The 16,753-nt window shown below is 49.4% G+C and carries 15 protein-coding genes and 1 pseudogene; all 16 read right to left on the bottom strand.

Going from position 1 to position 16,753, the window contains the following annotated elements:
* Position 1 precedes the first annotated feature (1 nt).
* Positions 2-364 (bottom strand): serine hydrolase, encoded by a 363-nt coding sequence (locus tag FGQ85_RS19115; RefSeq protein ID WP_347563053.1) that lies wholly within the window; start codon positions 362-364, stop codon positions 2-4.
* Positions 365-410: 46 nt separating this feature from the next.
* Complete coding sequence (locus tag FGQ85_RS05635; RefSeq protein ID WP_087314803.1) at positions 411-1,241, bottom strand: MerR family transcriptional regulator; 831 nt, start codon at positions 1,239-1,241, stop codon at positions 411-413.
* A gap of 339 nt (positions 1,242-1,580) precedes the next feature.
* Positions 1,581-3,266, bottom strand: a complete 1,686-nt coding sequence (locus tag FGQ85_RS05630) for a recombinase family protein (RefSeq protein ID WP_138372889.1) — start codon at positions 3,264-3,266, stop codon at positions 1,581-1,583.
* Positions 3,263-5,179, bottom strand: coding sequence for a recombinase family protein (locus FGQ85_RS05625; protein WP_138372888.1), 1,917 nt, complete (start codon positions 5,177-5,179; stop codon positions 3,263-3,265). Before FGQ85_RS05625 ends, FGQ85_RS05630 begins: the two co-directional genes overlap by 4 nt.
* A 146-nt stretch (positions 5,180-5,325) precedes the next feature.
* Positions 5,326-5,511 (bottom strand): hypothetical protein, encoded by a 186-nt coding sequence (locus tag FGQ85_RS05620; RefSeq protein WP_138372887.1) that lies wholly within the window; start codon positions 5,509-5,511, stop codon positions 5,326-5,328.
* Positions 5,512-5,674: 163 nt separating this feature from the next.
* Positions 5,675-6,646 carry a peptidoglycan recognition family protein gene (locus FGQ85_RS05615; RefSeq protein ID WP_138372886.1) on the bottom strand — a complete coding sequence of 324 codons (972 nt, stop codon included), beginning with the start codon at positions 6,644-6,646 and terminating at the stop codon, positions 5,675-5,677.
* 1 nt (position 6,647) lies between these two features.
* A complete protein-coding gene (locus tag FGQ85_RS05610; protein WP_138372953.1) occupies positions 6,648-7,070 on the bottom strand; it encodes a phage holin family protein in 423 nt (140 codons plus the stop codon).
* Positions 7,071-7,178: 108 nt separating this feature from the next.
* The gene (locus tag FGQ85_RS05605; RefSeq protein WP_138372885.1) at positions 7,179-8,585 is read right to left on the bottom strand and encodes a hypothetical protein; all 1,407 of its coding nucleotides are present in this window, start codon (positions 8,583-8,585) and stop codon (positions 7,179-7,181) included.
* 20 nt (positions 8,586-8,605) lie between these two features.
* Entirely contained in the window at positions 8,606-10,474 is a 1,869-nt protein-coding gene (locus FGQ85_RS05600) for a hypothetical protein (protein WP_138372884.1), read from the bottom strand.
* Between the two features lie 142 nt (positions 10,475-10,616).
* Positions 10,617-11,435, bottom strand: a complete 819-nt coding sequence (locus tag FGQ85_RS05595) for an alpha/beta hydrolase (RefSeq protein ID WP_087169088.1) — start codon at positions 11,433-11,435, stop codon at positions 10,617-10,619.
* 72 nt (positions 11,436-11,507) lie between these two features.
* The gene (locus FGQ85_RS05590) at positions 11,508-11,870 is read right to left on the bottom strand and encodes a hypothetical protein (RefSeq protein ID WP_087169089.1); all 363 of its coding nucleotides are present in this window, start codon (positions 11,868-11,870) and stop codon (positions 11,508-11,510) included.
* Between the two features lie 3 nt (positions 11,871-11,873).
* A complete protein-coding gene (locus tag FGQ85_RS05585) occupies positions 11,874-15,032 on the bottom strand; it encodes a phage tail tape measure protein (RefSeq protein ID WP_138372883.1) in 3,159 nt (1,052 codons plus the stop codon).
* Positions 15,033-15,138: 106 nt separating this feature from the next.
* Positions 15,139-15,921, bottom strand: a complete 783-nt coding sequence (locus tag FGQ85_RS05580; protein ID WP_138372882.1) for a hypothetical protein — start codon at positions 15,919-15,921, stop codon at positions 15,139-15,141.
* 96 nt (positions 15,922-16,017) lie between these two features.
* Complete coding sequence (locus FGQ85_RS18300) at positions 16,018-16,182, bottom strand: hypothetical protein (RefSeq protein WP_166430228.1); 165 nt, start codon at positions 16,180-16,182, stop codon at positions 16,018-16,020.
* Positions 16,179-16,556, bottom strand: coding sequence for a hypothetical protein (locus FGQ85_RS05575; protein WP_138372881.1), 378 nt, complete (start codon positions 16,554-16,556; stop codon positions 16,179-16,181). Before FGQ85_RS05575 ends, FGQ85_RS18300 begins: the two co-directional genes overlap by 4 nt.
* Positions 16,553-16,753, bottom strand: a pseudogene (locus FGQ85_RS18755) (hypothetical protein); the annotation flags it as partial. The pseudogene FGQ85_RS18755 and the gene FGQ85_RS05575, both read right to left, overlap by 4 nt.

The following is a 16,753-nucleotide window of genomic DNA, read 5'->3' as shown; positions in this document are numbered from 1 at the left end:
ACTAGTAAAATATTTCACATATGGAGCAAAAAAAACGATACTTATAAGGTGCTGTCATTGTCAGCATATCCTTGACTGTGATATTTTGGATGGTGTTTTCTCTCTTTCTTACTATGTATCCAGGGAAAAAATCCAGCACTTTCTGATCAACACTTTGGATATATCCTCTATCTACTGCAATCCCAATCAGTATTGAAATAATACTTTTTGTTACAGAATAAACATGAACCTGGCTTTCTCTTGTACATCCCTTGAAATATTTTTCATATACCAATTTTCCTTCTTTTAATACCGCCACACCTGTGGTATTCCCATAATCAGTGCTGATTTTTTGTTCGAGTTCTCTAATTCTTTTCTGATCCATGATATCTCCTTTCCTTTAACCTATTTGTAAACGCATTTTTTCTGCTTTATTTTTTTAATATCTTTTTTACTGGATAATAGACCTCTGTAATGAAATCGCTCTCCTGCAAAACCTCCGAAGGACTTGTTACATAAACTTCATAAAGTGCATTACAATTTTCGTACCCTTCTTTTTCTGCCCATTCAATTTGCTTCGCATAAACAGAAGAGAGCTGAGAGTAGGAACCATGCACAACAGTTTTCAAACAAAGTCCAGGATAAAAATCCCTTGTTCCCGTTGCATACTCGTTGATTGGGACAGCAAATTCTGTATCCAGTCCAAATGGACTATATTCATCACTATGGAATAAAACCATTGGTGGAGCGGATGCTGTCAGGTTCTTTTCCTTCATTTTCTTAAACAGCTTTTCAAAGCAATACCCATACTCATCAGGAAAATCCTGTTCCTGAATCATCTTTCGTATGGACAGAAGATACATCTTTGGCACCTCCACCAGTTCTATACCAATATCTTCCATATATGACATAATCGACTTGCCCTTTCTTATGGCAGACATATCAGCATCTATCTGCTCCAACATATTTTTATACATCATCATTTGCATTGAAATCTCTTTTTTCTTTTTACTAAGGGCCGCATATAGTTTGTCATCCATTGCCTCCTCTGACTCAAGAATTGCCTTAATCTCTTCCAACGAAAAATGATACGCTTTCAGCCGATTAATAAACAGCATCGTCTCCAACTGATTAATAGAATAATAACGATACCCATTTTCTGGATTGATTTCTTCTGGAAGTATCAATCCTATTTCTGCATAATACCGAAGTGTTTTTGTGGATACTCGGCATATACTCGAAAATTCTCCAATCGTCAACATATAATAGGCCTCCTTTCCAGTACCAGTATAAACTTTGCCCCAAGGGAAAAGTCAACGGCACTTTTCATACGCATTTTCAAGGTAGTCGCATATTAATCGAATATAAAAAGAATTGCAAGTTTTATCTGATTTAACAATCCTGTCAACTCGACACCTCTTTTATCCAACCTGTCAACTCAACACCCCCAATATCAAAATCAACCACTCAACTCTCCGCCATTTTTCACAGTAGACCAGTTCCCACTTACCCATAAAACGAAAAAATCCGGGAGCCAAAACCTGTCCTCTGACAAGCCCCGACTCCCGGAAATCCCTTGTTTTCTACACTTTTTCGCTATCTTATTCTTTGACTTTTGACATCAAGACAACTGTCTCGACTGTGTTTTCTTTGGGCATACGAATTCGGTCGCCTTCCTGTCCATCGTAGTATACTGGAAACGTCAGATCAATATGCTTGATAATGCGTCCCATATCTTTTTCATCCGGATCCAGTTCAATGGATTCAATAAATGTCCTCATGAACTCCTTTTTTTCCAGATCCGTCATTTTACCATATAATATATCAAAATCCAGAAGGAATTGGTATATCTTTTTCCCTGTGACTTGTTTTCCATATGAAGCCCCGATCTTTGTCTCCACATCAGTAATTGCTTCTTCCAGTTCTGCAATTCGGTCATAAAGATTATCCATCCGCTCCTGCATATCCTGGTACTTCCTGTCATAATGCTTATCGCCCGGATCCAGACGTTCCAGCATCTGTACCAGTTTCTTTCTGGATCCCTGAGCCTGTTGGAGCTGACCGGCAAGCTGCTTTTTTTCTTCCTCCAAAGAAGAAACATCCACCTTTTCTTCCAGTTTTTCCATCAGGAATTCCTTGAACTTCTCCCCTCCCGCCATATACCGGATAAATTCCTCAATCTCTGCATTGAAGACTTTCTGATTAAGCATAGGCTTATAATCACAGATATGCCCGTCAACTCGTTTCCGGTGATGGCAGCGGTAGTAAAATGTATCTTTATATTCCCCAGTCTTTTTATTTTTCCTTCTCTGCACGGTACCGCTCATGCCACCCCCGCAGAGCGGACATTTAATCAGCCCCGATAAGATATGCTCATGATCCAGGCTGTGAGTCTTAACCCATCTGACACCCGTCCGCTTCCGTTTCTCTTTGGCGGCTTCCCAAGTTTCCTCATCGATGATCGCATCGTGCAATCCATCCGCCAAAAGATACTCATCCTGCTTCACCCGGCAATATTGATCCCTTGTTCCCTTCACCTTTTCCGTCTTATTTTTCCCGTAAGCAATCTTCCCTACATAAACCGGATTATCCAGTATCTTCAGAATCGTGCTTCTGGAAAAGTAACTGACCTCCTGATCCCGGAGCCGCTTCTTTGTATATCCATGCTGGTTCAGATATTTACAGATGGAATCAGCTCCGGCCTCCGTCCGGGTAAACTGGTCAAAGATGATCCGGACAATCTCCGCTTCCTCCGGGTTCACAATCAACGTACTGTTTTTTGAATCCAGTTCATATCCAAAAGGCGCCTGCCCGCCATTCCACTTTCCCTCCCTGGCCTTCTGTTTCCGGCCTTCCATAGTCTGAACCAGGATATTCTCTCTTTCAATCTCCGCCACCGCTGACAGGACTGTAATGGTCAGCTTGCCGGAATCTTTGGAAGAGTCAATGCCATCCTCCACGCAGATCAGATTCACTCCGTAATCCTGGATATATTGGAGTGAGTTGAGCACATCCGCCGCATTGCGCCCAAACCGTGAGAGTTTAAAGACCAGAATATAGGAAACGCCGTCCTTCTCCTCCGCCACATCCTGGAGCATCCGGGAAAATTCCGGCCTGCCGGTGATATTCTTTCCAGATTTTCCGGCGTCACAGTATTCCCGGACAATCTCCATATCCTGGAACTGGGCAAATTTCGTCAGCCGGTCTTTCTGTGCCTCAAGGCTATAACCCTCTACCTGCATGGCCGTGGACACCCTCATATAAATATAACATTTCTGTTTTCTCACTCTGCCGCCTCCTCAAAATATTCTGTTGATTCCGGTATCATCCGGTAAGTTTTCAATGCGTCCAGGATTGCCAGTTCTTTTTCCTTCGGACATCTCGGGATATGATTCTTATTTTTCTCCGGCTTATTGTAAGCTGTCCCCATCTCGATGCCATATTTCCGCTTTACCTGGGCAATATACAAACTGGAAACCTTTAATCCATGTATCCTCAGAACGTGGGCTTTTATCTCCGCATAAGTGGCTTTGGACTCTGCCGCCGTTACCGGAAGACGGGAACAGTCCAGCGTAAAGACTACCATCTCATCCGGGGTATCCTCATCATCCTCTTCCTGATTCCCGCCCAGATCAAAATAAACGGGGAAACGGAAAGTAATACTTTTCAGGATCCTCTTGTCATCCCCTTTTTCCGGAAATACTTCAATCCTCTGGATAAACTGCCGGCACAGCGTCCGGCGCTCTTCATAGTTCATTTTTTCATACAGTCTGTCAAAATGATTCAGGATCAGGCAGATATTATCAGAGGAATGGATGCCCTGCTTCATCCTCAGCAGTTTATGCTTTAGCTTCTCTATCTTATCCTCGATCCGACCGATCCTGTCATATGCCGCGTCCACCTCTGCCTGTAATTTTTCATATTGCTGATCATAACTTTCTGCCAGCACGTCCAGATGGTCCAGCTCCATCCCCAATTTATATTTCACATGCTCCTGGTGATGCATCTCTTTCCGGAGCATCTTCAGCTGTGTTTCCACCGCTTCCTCAGACATCTGATTCCCGACTGTCCTGGCAAAAGCCGTCCGGAATTCTTCCGTCCCGGTAACCTTCTGGATAACTTCCATCACGGCCGCATCCAGCCTTTCCTGGTTATAGGTATGGCAAAAGCTGCACACACGCCCTTCCGATGTCCTGTAATTTCTGCACCCATAGGAATAAACGGTTTTATAATATCCCCCATAGTTATGGTTCAAACTTTTATTCTTCTTACTGATAAGCCCGCCCCCGCAGACTGGACATTTTACCAATCCTGACAGCAAGCTAATCCGATCCTCTTCATCCCGTTTCCCTTTTACCCTGGCCAACTGTCCCCGTTTTTCCTGAGCCTGTTCCCAAATCTTCTCTGTCACAATAGCCTCATGTTTCCCCTGGACCACAATCTCCTGCTTTGGATCCGAGCTTCCCTTATTCGCTCTGCGGTAATAAACGATCTTCCCGCAATAAAAAGGATTGTTCAAGATACGGGATACAAAATCACTATTGAAGGGACGGATAGTTTCCTGGGAAATACGCTGGTATCCATGGCTATTCAGCCAGCGGACAACACCGTTCAGCTTCATCGGCGGTTCCAGATACTTTTCATAGATCAGACGGATGACCTCTGCTTCTGAAGGCTCTATCACCAATTCTCCCTCCCTGCTCCGGTATCCATACGGAATCGGCCCGCCTGCCCATCCGCCCTGCAGCACCTTCTGCATCTTCCCGGACATGAACTGGATCCGGATATTCTCTCGTTCAATCTCCGCCACAGCTGAAAGGATCGCCAAGGTCAGCCTGCCACCCTGGGTGGAACTGTCAATGCTGTCCTCCACACAGATCAGGTCGATATCATAATCCATCAGCGTCTGCATTGATTTCAGCACATCCGCCGCATTGCGCCCAAACCTGGAAAGTTTAAATACCAGGACAAAGGAAATATCATCCTTGCCACTGGTAATATCATCCATCATCTCCATAAATGCAGGCCTGCCCTTGATGCTGTGTCCAGATTTTCCAGCGTCACAATACTCTCCGGCAATTTCCAGCCCTTTATATTCAGCAAAATCTTTCAGCCGCTTCTGCTGGGCGTCCAGGCTGTACCCTTCTGTCTGGGCGGCAGTGGAAACACGGGTGTAAATATAACATTTTTTTTGCTTCAAATTCTCTCCCCCTTTTCGTATTCCCGTTGTCACACGGCTGCCTGTACCTATAATGTATCGTGTTCCTTCATTTCTGTCAGCGCACAGAATTCATAGGGATCCGCCCTCTTTTTTATGCGGGACTCCCAAAAAAAGAGCCGGCATCCCTAATAGGTGCCGGCATCTCCGTCATGTCCCCTGTTTTCCTGCCCTTTTACGGCTCCCAGTTCCGCCAGGATCGCATCCCCATATTTCTGGATCATCCGCGCCAGAAATTCCGCGCATTTTTCCATATTCATCCTCGCCTCTTTCTCCGTCAGGCGGCCCGTATCCACCACTTCTACTTTTTTCAAAGACAGACACCTCCTTCTTCTGCTCAAAGGAGTTTTCCTGCCCGATTTTTTGATTTCCGAAAAAAGAAAAGGCCTGCCGCCATCTGCGTATACTTCAACAGATAACGACAGGCCATATTCTAACCTTTCCTCTTCACTTGTCAGCAAGCTATCAGAGAAGATGTTAAATCCTGCGGGTGTAATCCAGTGAGATCCACCCCGCGCTGGATTTCAGCTTGCCCCAGCGGGACGCTCCCTTACCGTCCGCTTCCTCCACAATGGTAAAGACACCTTTCCCGGTATACTTCCCGGTCTTCCCGTAATTCGTCCCCGGTCCTTTCCGAATATTCAGATCCGTAATGGACACCTGCACCAGATACGGGGAAAATCCGCCTCCGGATCCCTTGCCGCCATAGACTGCCTTCCCAGACTCATCGTATACCGAATACCCCGGATTCTCATCCGCGCACTTCCTGGCGTTGGCAAGCACTTTGAACGCCCCTTTCTGGGACTTTGCGTCTGTCCAGGACTTCCTGACCCGGTACCATCCGCCGTTCTCCGGCTCCGTTGTCCCGGCCCCTCCCATAGCCGCCTTCACATCCTTCCGGAACCCGTCCATGGTATAGCCCAGGCCAAGCCCCTTCCACAGATGCTCCGGATCCCCATGGTTGGAAGCGATCCCCCGGCTGTGCCCTTCCCGATGACTGATGACAACGCCATCCGCGGCCGGGTTCAGATTGTACTGTTTACACAGGTAAGCAAATAATTCCACTGCTGCCTCGTAAGTACGCTTCGCCACTGCCCTTGCCGCCGACAGGTCGGAACAGGTAAAATTCGACCCGGACGTATACCGGATACAGGCAGGCTCACACATCTCTACCCCGATATGGGTATTGTTCCCGCTCCCTTTGCTGCCGGAGCCGCAGTGCCAGCCCCTGTGGTTCCAGGGCAGGGTCTGGTACACCGTCCCGTCATTCCCGTCAATAAACCCATGCACACAGGCATTACCATAAGACGGGCTGTTCCAGGAACTGATAAACACAGACGCCTTGGGCTGGGGACAGCCCACCGAATGGAGCATCAGCCCTTTCACCGTGATCTTCCTCCCCGCCGTATAGCAGGGATTCTTCGTTAAAATACTCTGTACTAACTTCATCTCATTTCTCCTCCGTTTCTGTTTTCTCTGCCCGGTCATGGAGCTGCTCCAGCACCGCCTTGATCTTCTCCGGCACCGGAAGCCCCAGGTGCGCCGCGTTCTCTAAAAGGCTCACGCCCTCATTGGAGATATAGAAAAAGATCACCGCCGTCCGCAGCACCGAACCGGTGCCGATGACATGGACATCCAGGATGTTGGCGATCCCCACCAGAAGGAAGATCAGCACCTTCCTGCAGATGCCTTTGAAACCCACATTGCTGGACAGCTTCCGGTCGCTGACCGCGCACATCACGCCGGTCAGATAATCCGCCGCCGCGAAAGCCACCAAAGCCAGCAGCAGGCCGTCACAGCCGCCCAGGTAATACCCCAGCCAGCCGCCCACCGCGGCAAATACCATCTGGATCATGTTCCAAAATTCTTTCATTGCTTTTATTCCTCGCTTTCCCATAAGAAAAGACGCCTCAAAAGAGCGCCTGCCAGTCAGTTTCTCTATATAAAGTGCCGCCTGCCCTTTTCAGGACAGTTCGTTCCCTTACGGCACAGGATCGGGTTGTTCCGTCAGCGTGTAAGTGATCTTCATGGTCTTATCCACAGTCTTCACCACCGCTGAGGGAAGGTTGTTGATGGACGCCAGGTACGGCGTCAAGAGATAAGCAGTCCGATACTCATTTCCGTAGCTGCCGCCCCATCCGATCAGGAAATTCTTGTACTGGAACAAGGGCGTTGCGGCGTTGTTGAGCCTTACGCTTCCCTGAGTCTGGATCACTGTGTCCTCCGCCGTGATCTGGAAATCCCCGCCGATGATCAGATCCCCGATGAGCGTCAGGTAAAGCTCACAGGAGCCGGTCTCGCACAAAGACTTCCACTTGGACGTAAAGCCGAACTCGATCAGCGTCACATCCGTGGAGTTGGAAAGGCTGATCTTATAGATCCCCTTCTTGTCATAGGCAGGCACATACAAATACCCGCCCCGGATACAGCATTTCACGCTCCGCTCCGCGAAGGAGTCAAAAGCCCGGGTACCCACATCCATCAGTTTTGCGTTGGACAGCGTCCACTGCCCTTCCGTAAAGGAATAGTCTGTCTTGGAGATTTTGATCCAGAGCATCAGGGCGTCCCCGGAAGAATTCCCCTCATTGGAAAACCCGTACCAGTACCCGTCCTGCCCGTCCAGGAACTCCCCGTACTTCGTATAGCTTCCCAGGAACTCAAAAGTCTCCGGCGTCAGCACCTCATCCTCCAGCACCGTATAGGTGGAATCATCCAGCTTCTCATTTAAGCCAATGGAAAACACCGGGATCCGAAGTTTCCGGATCCGGACGCCCGCGTTCTCAAAAGTGATGGAATACAAAAGGCTGTCCTCAAAATCCAGCTCCACTGCCTCAAACAGCACCATCTTGTTGGCATCCGGGATTGCCCCGATATCTGCCGCCTTCAGCTGCAGGAAGGCGCTGGCGTCCCCGGTCAGGCTGCCGAAGCCGTTCTCCCCGCCGAAGGAACTGGTCAGCGCCACCGCCGCGATGGTGCCGTTCCCCTGGTTCGGGGTAAATTCCCAGACAAACTTATATCCATTGGAAATCGCCATGCTCTCCGTCAGGTTCAGGCTTCCTCTGGCCAGGTTGGCCGTGGAATTCACATCATTGGAGGCATAGGCCACCGGTAGGTTGTCGGAGCTCTCATACAGCAGTCCCTCATCTTCCGCCAGAGTTTCGGAAAAAAGCAGGATTCCCCCGATCATGTTGGGACAGATGGGAAGAAGGTTCCCGTTCCAAAGCAGGGCATCATCATACTCCCCGGTGGCGGCGTAAAAGATCCCCATGGGATTTAAGCCCAGGATGTTGTTCACCGCCTCGGTGATCATGTTCTCCTCCGTGACGGTCTCCACCGCCCCGGTATTCTCATCTGTCAGTTCGATCGTCATAACGCCTTTCAAAACCATAATCTCAATCCTCCCGTTGCTTAAGTGAGTGTGACCGGTCGGCAGAATGCGCCGATCCCAGTCCTTCCCGTCATAGTATCCGCATAGCTTTTCTGTACCAGTTCCATCGTCCCCACATCGACTGCCCCCGTAAAGCCCCTTGCCTGAAGACCGCTGTTAATGGAGAATAATGCCGCCGATTCCTCAATGTCGATCCTGCCGTCCCAGGCCGCCGCGGCTGCCATGGCCTGGCCGCTGATGGAAGCGATGCAGTCCCCGATCCCCACACTGCCGGAACCGTCCTCTATCCGCAGGTACACGTTGAAAGTATTGGTAATATTCGGCACGATATTTTCAATCGGGTAATACAAAGACAGGATGTGTTTCCCGCTGTGCCAGGTCTCCACCGGATGATGGAGCAGGATCTCCACGTTGTTCAGTTCAAAGGTCACATAGCAGACCGCCTTCCCGTCCTCCGTCCAGGTCACCGGCAGGCTCACATCCACGGAAATATCCGTGGTCTCTTCCCCGGCAGCGCCATCCTCAGAACCATTTTCTGTATCCGCCGCCCCGCCGCTGTCTCCTACATTTCCGGAGGGGAACGGAATCACGATAGTACCGCTGGCCTGGGTGGATTTCTCCACCGCCTGCGCTTCCACGTCCACCACTACCTGCCCGAAGAACTGGGCGTGGTTTTCCTCTTTGGAAGCGAACTCAATACTGATGATCCGAACATCCGTCTCGCCGATGGAATACTCAGAGGCATTTGTAAATGTGTGGATACCGATCTTCCCAGCTTCAATTTGGTTCAGCAGGCCGGAAATATTTTTATCGTTCTTGGACTTTGCCTGGGAAAGCCGGGGATTCTTCCCCACGCATTTCAGGCTCTGCCTGCCGCCGATCTTGACCGTAAAGGATGTCACGCAAGTAATCTGCTGGGCGTCCGCCTGCCCGCCGGAGAAGGTCAGCACATCCCCCAGGTCCAGCGCCGGATTCCCGATGGTATCCGAATCAAAGGGCACGTAATTGACTGCGGACAGAGCTGTCAAAATATTCCCGCACAGCTCCGCCCTTGTTTCTTCCAGTCCGAACTGCAGGAGGGGATTGACACCCAGGTTCATAGTCAGTCCGTCATCTTCTTCCAACGCGTAATACTCGGAAGTCTGCGTCCGCAGGTTGGTGGAACTGACCGCCGTGTACCGCGTCACAAAATCAGAAAAGCTGCTGGAAAACCGGTGCTTCTGCAGGATCTCCATCACCGGAGTTTCCCCGTACTGCCGAAACTCCAGCTTCCCTTCCCGGTTGATGCAGAAGAATCCGCCCAGCACCTGCGCTGTAAAATACAGCACATCCCGGTAGGTCTCAATGTCATTCTCCGGGTAAATGGAAAGCAGTTCCGATCCGTTGGGAAGCGCTTCGATCTCCGTCTGGCTCTGCGCCAGTTCCACCCCGCAGGCGGTACTGCACAGCTCCATCATCCCGTAAGCAGTACCGATGGTCTCAAAACCATTGAAAGCCCGGTCAAAGCGGAGCATCCTGTCATAAGCCTTCAATTCCAGCACATGGACGGTCCGATTGGCCTCGCTCACTTCAAAGATCCCCATAGGAACAGCTTCGTAAGTCCCGTCCGCCAGCCGCAGGTGGTAGGACAGTTCCACTTCCGCGTCCTCCAAAGTGTACCGGTCGATATCCAGGAACAGGCTGATCCCCATCTCCGCCGCGTACACGGCTCCCAGTTCAATCTCCGAATTGCCGCAGCACTGGGCTGTGATATAGCCGCTGCCTTTTACGATATCCTCCTGATCAAAGGAATGCACCACACCTCCTGCCGTGGTAATTTTCCCCGACCAGTAATACTTCCGGGTGTTCCCCTGCACCGCCTGCAGGAACGCCTCGCTCACCGGGTACATCGGACACCCCTCCTTCCGTTTCCAGGCATCAAAAAAGCACCAACCATTTCTGACTGATGCTCTTGACAAAATAAACTATTAAAAACTAATACTGATTATACTGAATTTGTCTGTCTAGCAAACCGAATTTATTCTATATATTTCATCTTATTGTATTTATCAATTTCACAATTAATGAATTCACTTCTTCCGGTGCATCGGTATTTGAATTATGCCCTGCATTCTTTATCCACGCTATTGGAATGCCAGTATTTTTGTGCCATGCTTTATTATATCGAATGCAGGAACCCGCATGGTCTTTTTCTCCGCATATCAGCTGCGCCGGACACTGTACTTTGTATAGAAGATCGGCCTCCATTGCTTCCGCTAATATTCTGAAACCATGACCGGATATTTGGGCATATCTTTTTTGGTCGCCATCGTAGGCCATCATAATGTCATGCATCAATTTTCTTCCATACGCAGATACAGCAACTCCCTTTGTTCCGATGTTCAATAATGACTTCCAGGGATAATATCGATATACTGGTTCCATTCTTTTCAGAAGCCACAATTCAATTCCCGTCACATATTTTCTTTGCAGAGGTGCCGAATCTATAGAAACGAATCCTTTCAATTTGTTCGGAAATAACTCCGAATATGCCTGGCCAACATAGCCGCCCATGGATTGCCCTATGATAACCGGAGCCTGAATATTTTCTAATCCGAAAATATCATCAAGCCATTTTGCTTTATCCATCAATGAAAAATCAAATTTAAATGGCCATGATTTCCCATGCCCCGGTGCATCCCACACAAATACATTATATTTTCCCTGGAAAAATTCAATTTGCTTCTCAAACAATCGATGATCTGCAGTTAAACCCGGCAGAAAAATCAATGTAATATTTCCAGAACCCTGCTCCATATTTATCCAATAATGGATCTCTCCGCATGGGGTCTTAAATATTTTTTCATTCATTACAATCACTCCGTGAAATTCCGATTTATTTTCTCAAATATACCATAGTTTTCCCCGAAAAAGAATACACTTTCAGAACTCCCTCAGCGTAAAACTCACCGTCCACAATCCCTTCCGGGACGTATCCTTCACAAGAGAAGCCTTGTACCCCTCCACATACATCTCCGCTGTCTTCACCGTCAGCGTCTCTGTATTAAAATATCCCACCGTGATCTTTTCCTGCTGCTTAAACTCTGTCAGTGTCTTCAGCCATTTTGCCGACACTGAAAACGTCACCGGGATGCTCACTACGCCTGCGCGCACTACATCCCGCTGTACCGTCCCTGCCTCCGTCTCCCCGCCGGAATCCGCCTCCACATCATCCATCTGTACTTCATAAGAATCCGGCAGGGGGAGGGCTGTGCCGTCAAAGGTCAGATACTGTATAAATGCCATCGCTTACCTCCCTCCTGACCGCAGGTTTTGTCTTGCCTGCGCCGTCACTACCAGTTCATCCAGTAAAGTGCCTCCCACATACACCGGGATCACGATGTTCCCCTGCGGGCCGGAAAAGCCTGCCAGGGCTTCCGATACCGCGGAAGAGATCCCGGAGATCAGGTCAGACATGCTCCCGCCGGAGAAAGCACCATCGGCATAGCCATATTCCATCCCGTTCACTTTTGGCGAAACCACCATATCCGAAGCCACATCCCTCACAGCCTTTTCCACCAGGTTCCGGTTCTTCTCAATACCGCCCGCCAGCCCCTTCATGAAGTCCGGCATCCAGGTCTCGTAATCCGCCAGCGGCCCCTCATCCGGAGCCGAGAAGTGCAGGAAGGAACGGATCCGGTCGGCCAGCCCGGAAACTGTGTTGATCACGCTCTGGATCATACTGGAAATCCCGTTGATCAGTCCCTGGATAAAATCTTTGCCCCACTGAAACGCCTGCCCCGGCAGCCCGGTAATAAACCGAATGGCGGAAGAAAATCCATTGCTCACAACCGAATACAGCCCGGAAAGGGCAGAGCCGATCCCGGAAACCATCCGCTGGAAAGCGGAAACCGCCGCTTCACGCAGCGCGGATGCGATATTTACCACCGTAGTCTTGATGCCGTTCCAGACAGAAGACGCCGTCTGCTTCATCGCCGACCAGATCTGAGAGGCGAACTGAGACAGGGCCGAAAGCACCATTTCCACGCCCTGCTTCAGTCCTGAAGCCGCAGAAGTCACCACCTGCCGGATTCCCGACCAGATCTGGGAAGCGGCATTTTTGATATTGTTCCAGATATTCGCCGCATCAGACGCAAGCTGTGAGAAATTTCCCGTCACCAGGTCGATCAGCAGAAGCACCGGAGCAAGGATCACATTTTTCAGCAATTCAAAGGCACCGGAGGCAATCTGGCAGATCCCCGACCAGATCCCCTGCAAGGTATTTTTCGTATTTTCCCACAGAGATGTGATGGTTGTTACCACCAGCTGTACGATGGGATTCTGCAGGATCGCATTCCAGGTATTCGTGAAAAACGCGGATACCTGGGACCACAGGCCGCTCCACCAGTCCGGGATGGCAGAAAAAAAGCCGATGAAAGTCTGGAACGCCGCCGGGATGGTCTCCGTAAAAAAGACCACCACTCCATTCCATAATTCCATCAGCTTCTGGGATACCGCCTGCCACAAATTCCCGAACCACTCCGTGATCGCTCCCCAGTTTTTCACAATGGCAATGATCCCGGAAATGGCCGCTGCCACCCCGGCGATAATCCCTATCACTGGGAGCAGGGAAATGTTCAGCGCCCCAAAGGAGACCGCCAAGGCCGCGATCACTGGTGTCAGCGCGGTAAATGCCACTAACAATGCGCCAAGGATGATGACAAAGTTCTGCACCGGCTCCGGCAGCATGCCGAACACTTCGCTCACTGCCGTGATAATGGCCACCAGGGGCGGCAGCACCACATTGGCCAGCTCCACGATCTTTTCCCCCAGGGGAACCAGCGCCTGCTGCAGCTTCCTTGTATTAGCTTCCATCTCCTGCATAGGCGTCTGTGTCTGGCTGAATAGGTTCTGGGCCGATCCGGCCACGCTGTCATAAGTCTCTCCCACAGAAGTCAGAGAAGTAATAAATTTCAGATTCCCATCCTCGGCCATGGTGCCAAAGGCCTGGGCCGCCATGTTCAGGGCTTCCTGCTGGCTGGTACAGCTGCCGATATCTGCCACAATGGAATCGATTACCTGCTTCTGGGTGGCTTCCCCGTTCTGCCATGCCAGGAACAGGGACTGGGTCTTCTGGGAATACAGGTCAATGGAATCCCCGATGGTTCCATCCGCCAGACGGGTGGTTACCTCATTGATGGCGTCATTGACCTTGTCCAGGTTGTAAGCGCCTCCCTGCAGGCCGTTCTGCAGAAGCTGGAAATACTCGGAAGCGGAATACCCTGCCTGTTCAAATTTTCCGGCGTACTCGGACAGATTGTCTCCTAACTCATTGGTCTTATCCAGGCCGTTCTGAGTACCCCGGACGATATAGTCCATGGCCTCCTGGGCGGTCAGCCCGTACTGCTTCATCAAAGAATTGACGCCCCGGAGGGTCTCATTCATGTCAATCCCGTATAATTCTTCCAGCGTCAGCGCCTGCTTCGTCAGGTTGGTCAGATCCGTATCCTCCAGATCACCCAGGTTTTTCTTAACCATGATGACCGCTTCCGCCACGGCGTCCATTCTCTGGCCCACACCGGAACCGTACACATTTTTCACAATCTCTGCGCTGGCTTCCGCCGCCTCCCCGGTCTCCCCGAAGTAGGCGTTCACCTTGGAAACCGCTGCCTCTGTCTCCGCATAAGCGGATACCGCTTTATCGCCCACATCCTGGATCTTATCCCCAACCACGGATAGTTGGTCGGCAGCTTCCATCAGGGCGGCGCCTTTGGTCGCCTGGGCAATCTCCCCAATGTCATCCGCGGCGTCCCGGGCGGCATCTCCCACGCCATTCAGGTCTTCAATCAGGTTCTGAACAGCCTGCCCGTCATCCACCGTGTCCAGGGCGGCGGTCAGCTGTTTGATATCCGCCTTTCCACCGGTGACCGCTTTCCCGATCTTCTCCACAGCGGTTTTCAGCTGATCAGAAGAAGCTGTCCCGTTCCGGATCGCCGTCACCAGACGGCTCCCCAGCACATCGGCATAATCGTCCACACTGGATCCCGTAGCCGCAACCAATTTATTCAGCCGCTCCGTATTGGCAGAAAGCCGTTCCTGCTCCGACTGCAGGCCGGAAAGATCCGCCTTATACCGGTTCAGAGTACCTCTGGTTTCCTCTACTTCCCGCTGGAATGCCATGTACTGGTCTTTCCCCAGATCGCCCCGTTCAAAGGCTTTCGCCACATCTTCCTGGGCCTGCTCCAGGGCTTCCAGTTTCTTTTCCGTATCCCCGATGGCCGACTGCAGAAGCTCCTGCTTCTGCGCCAGAAGAATGGTATTCGATGGATCCAGTTTCAAAAGGTTATTCACATCCCGAAGCTGGCTCTGGGTCTTCTTTATGGAATTGTTCACCGCGCTCAGCGACTTTTCCAGACCGCTGGTATCGCCGCCGATCTCTACCGTAATACCCTTGATCCGCCCCGCCATGTGTCACCACCTCCTGAAAATAAACATAGAAAAAGCCCGGATTTCTCCGAGCTTTTTACAAAGGATTCCTCACAATTATGCAAATATTAAATGATTTTTAAACGTATTACTCTAGTTGAATTTTTTTGATTTCATCAAGAATACTTATGTAATTGACTATCCCAATATCATTATTTTTATAATCTATCGGCATAATCAAAGAAATCAAGTCATTAAAATATTCTTCAAATTTTTCGTGATACGATAATAATAACTCCTGAATATAATTAGGATCATATGTTTCTCTTTTAAGAGGCATTTCAATATTGGGATCAAAAAGAAACTTTGATATATCTTCTTTAGAGAAACCTTTAAAATACATCATACCACGATGTTTTATGCTATTATATATGCTTCTAATGTCTCTGACTGTCTTTTCATCTCCAAAGCATATTATCAAGTCCTTTATTCTTTTTGCTTTATCTACATTTTGTGCTATTGCACAATTTAATTGTGAATGTACATTGTCTTCTGTACATAACTTTTCCATTTCCTTATATTTCTTTTGAACCAAATAAGCAAAAGAACTTGGCTGAATATAAGCCCATACCACTTGCCAACTCAAATCAAGACATATTGCATATTCCATAAGAGCATCTTTTAAAAATTTCGTCTTTATGTATAATCTACTGATCTCATTATCGGCACACAAATCTCCATAATTTTTGTAATTGGCTTGTAGTAATGAAGCTCTTGCATCACAAAATGTATGGTATACATCATTGATTTTATGCCCTGCAGCCAATACAGAAGGATCCGTTTTAATATATCTCACATATTGAGCATCCATCGGTTCGTATTCATGCCAGTTTTCAAATTTTTTATCATCTCTCAACTCTTGAATATCCATCATATTTTCTCCCCATCTCAATTTGCTCTACTCTACATTAAAAATAGGGGATATTTCTCCCTACTTAATTATAGCAAGGATGAGAACTATAAACAATCAGAACCTATCAAAATCCTCCTGCGTGGCCACTACCGCATACTTATGCTCATCGTTCCGGCTCTCCACATACATATCATTCACCATCCCGATGGTCAAAAGATCCAGATCCCGGATAGACAGCCCCAGCTGCACACACCGCAGGAGGAACAGCGGCGTTGTCATTTCCCGGTCAGTCGGACGAAGTTTTTTTTAGCCTGCACATCCGTCTGGGTGTTCAGTCCCCACAGTTCAATGATCTGGGGCAGCACCTGATAGATGGAAAAGGTGTTGAACCCGTCCAACCATTCCTCCGGCGTATCCGGGATGGACGGGTCGGCGTGCTTCGCCATCACATAGGCGATGTTCTCAAACATCTCCAAAGAGAACAGGTCCAGGTTGGAATTCTCCGGGTCGTTCTTATCGATCCCCTTTTCCAGATCCCGCAGGTCTTTATAAATATCCCGGTGAAACCGCATCCGGTAGATCCGGGGGATAGCGGCGGAGGCCTTAAAAGGAACCTCCTGCCCGTCAATCATGATATTCCGTTTCATGCTCATAAGGTCTCCCCTCCTGTCTCATCATCTGTCCCCTGCTGGCTGGACTGCTGTGTCCCGGAGGTATCCGGCGTCACCTCCGGCAGATACACCGCTGTATACCAGCCCGTATAAACGGTATCCGTGGTGCTGTCCCCGGTACGGGCCTTCACATACCCATTAGCCAGGGGCGCCGCCGTGATGGCCAGCGTTTCCGTCTG

It is taken from the genome of Pseudoflavonifractor sp. BSD2780061688st1 E11 (genome assembly GCF_005844125.1).
In the GTDB taxonomy this organism is placed as follows: Bacteria; Bacillota; Clostridia; order Lachnospirales; family Lachnospiraceae; genus Sellimonas; species Sellimonas catena.
This window is presented reverse-complemented; position numbering and strand designations above follow the sequence as displayed.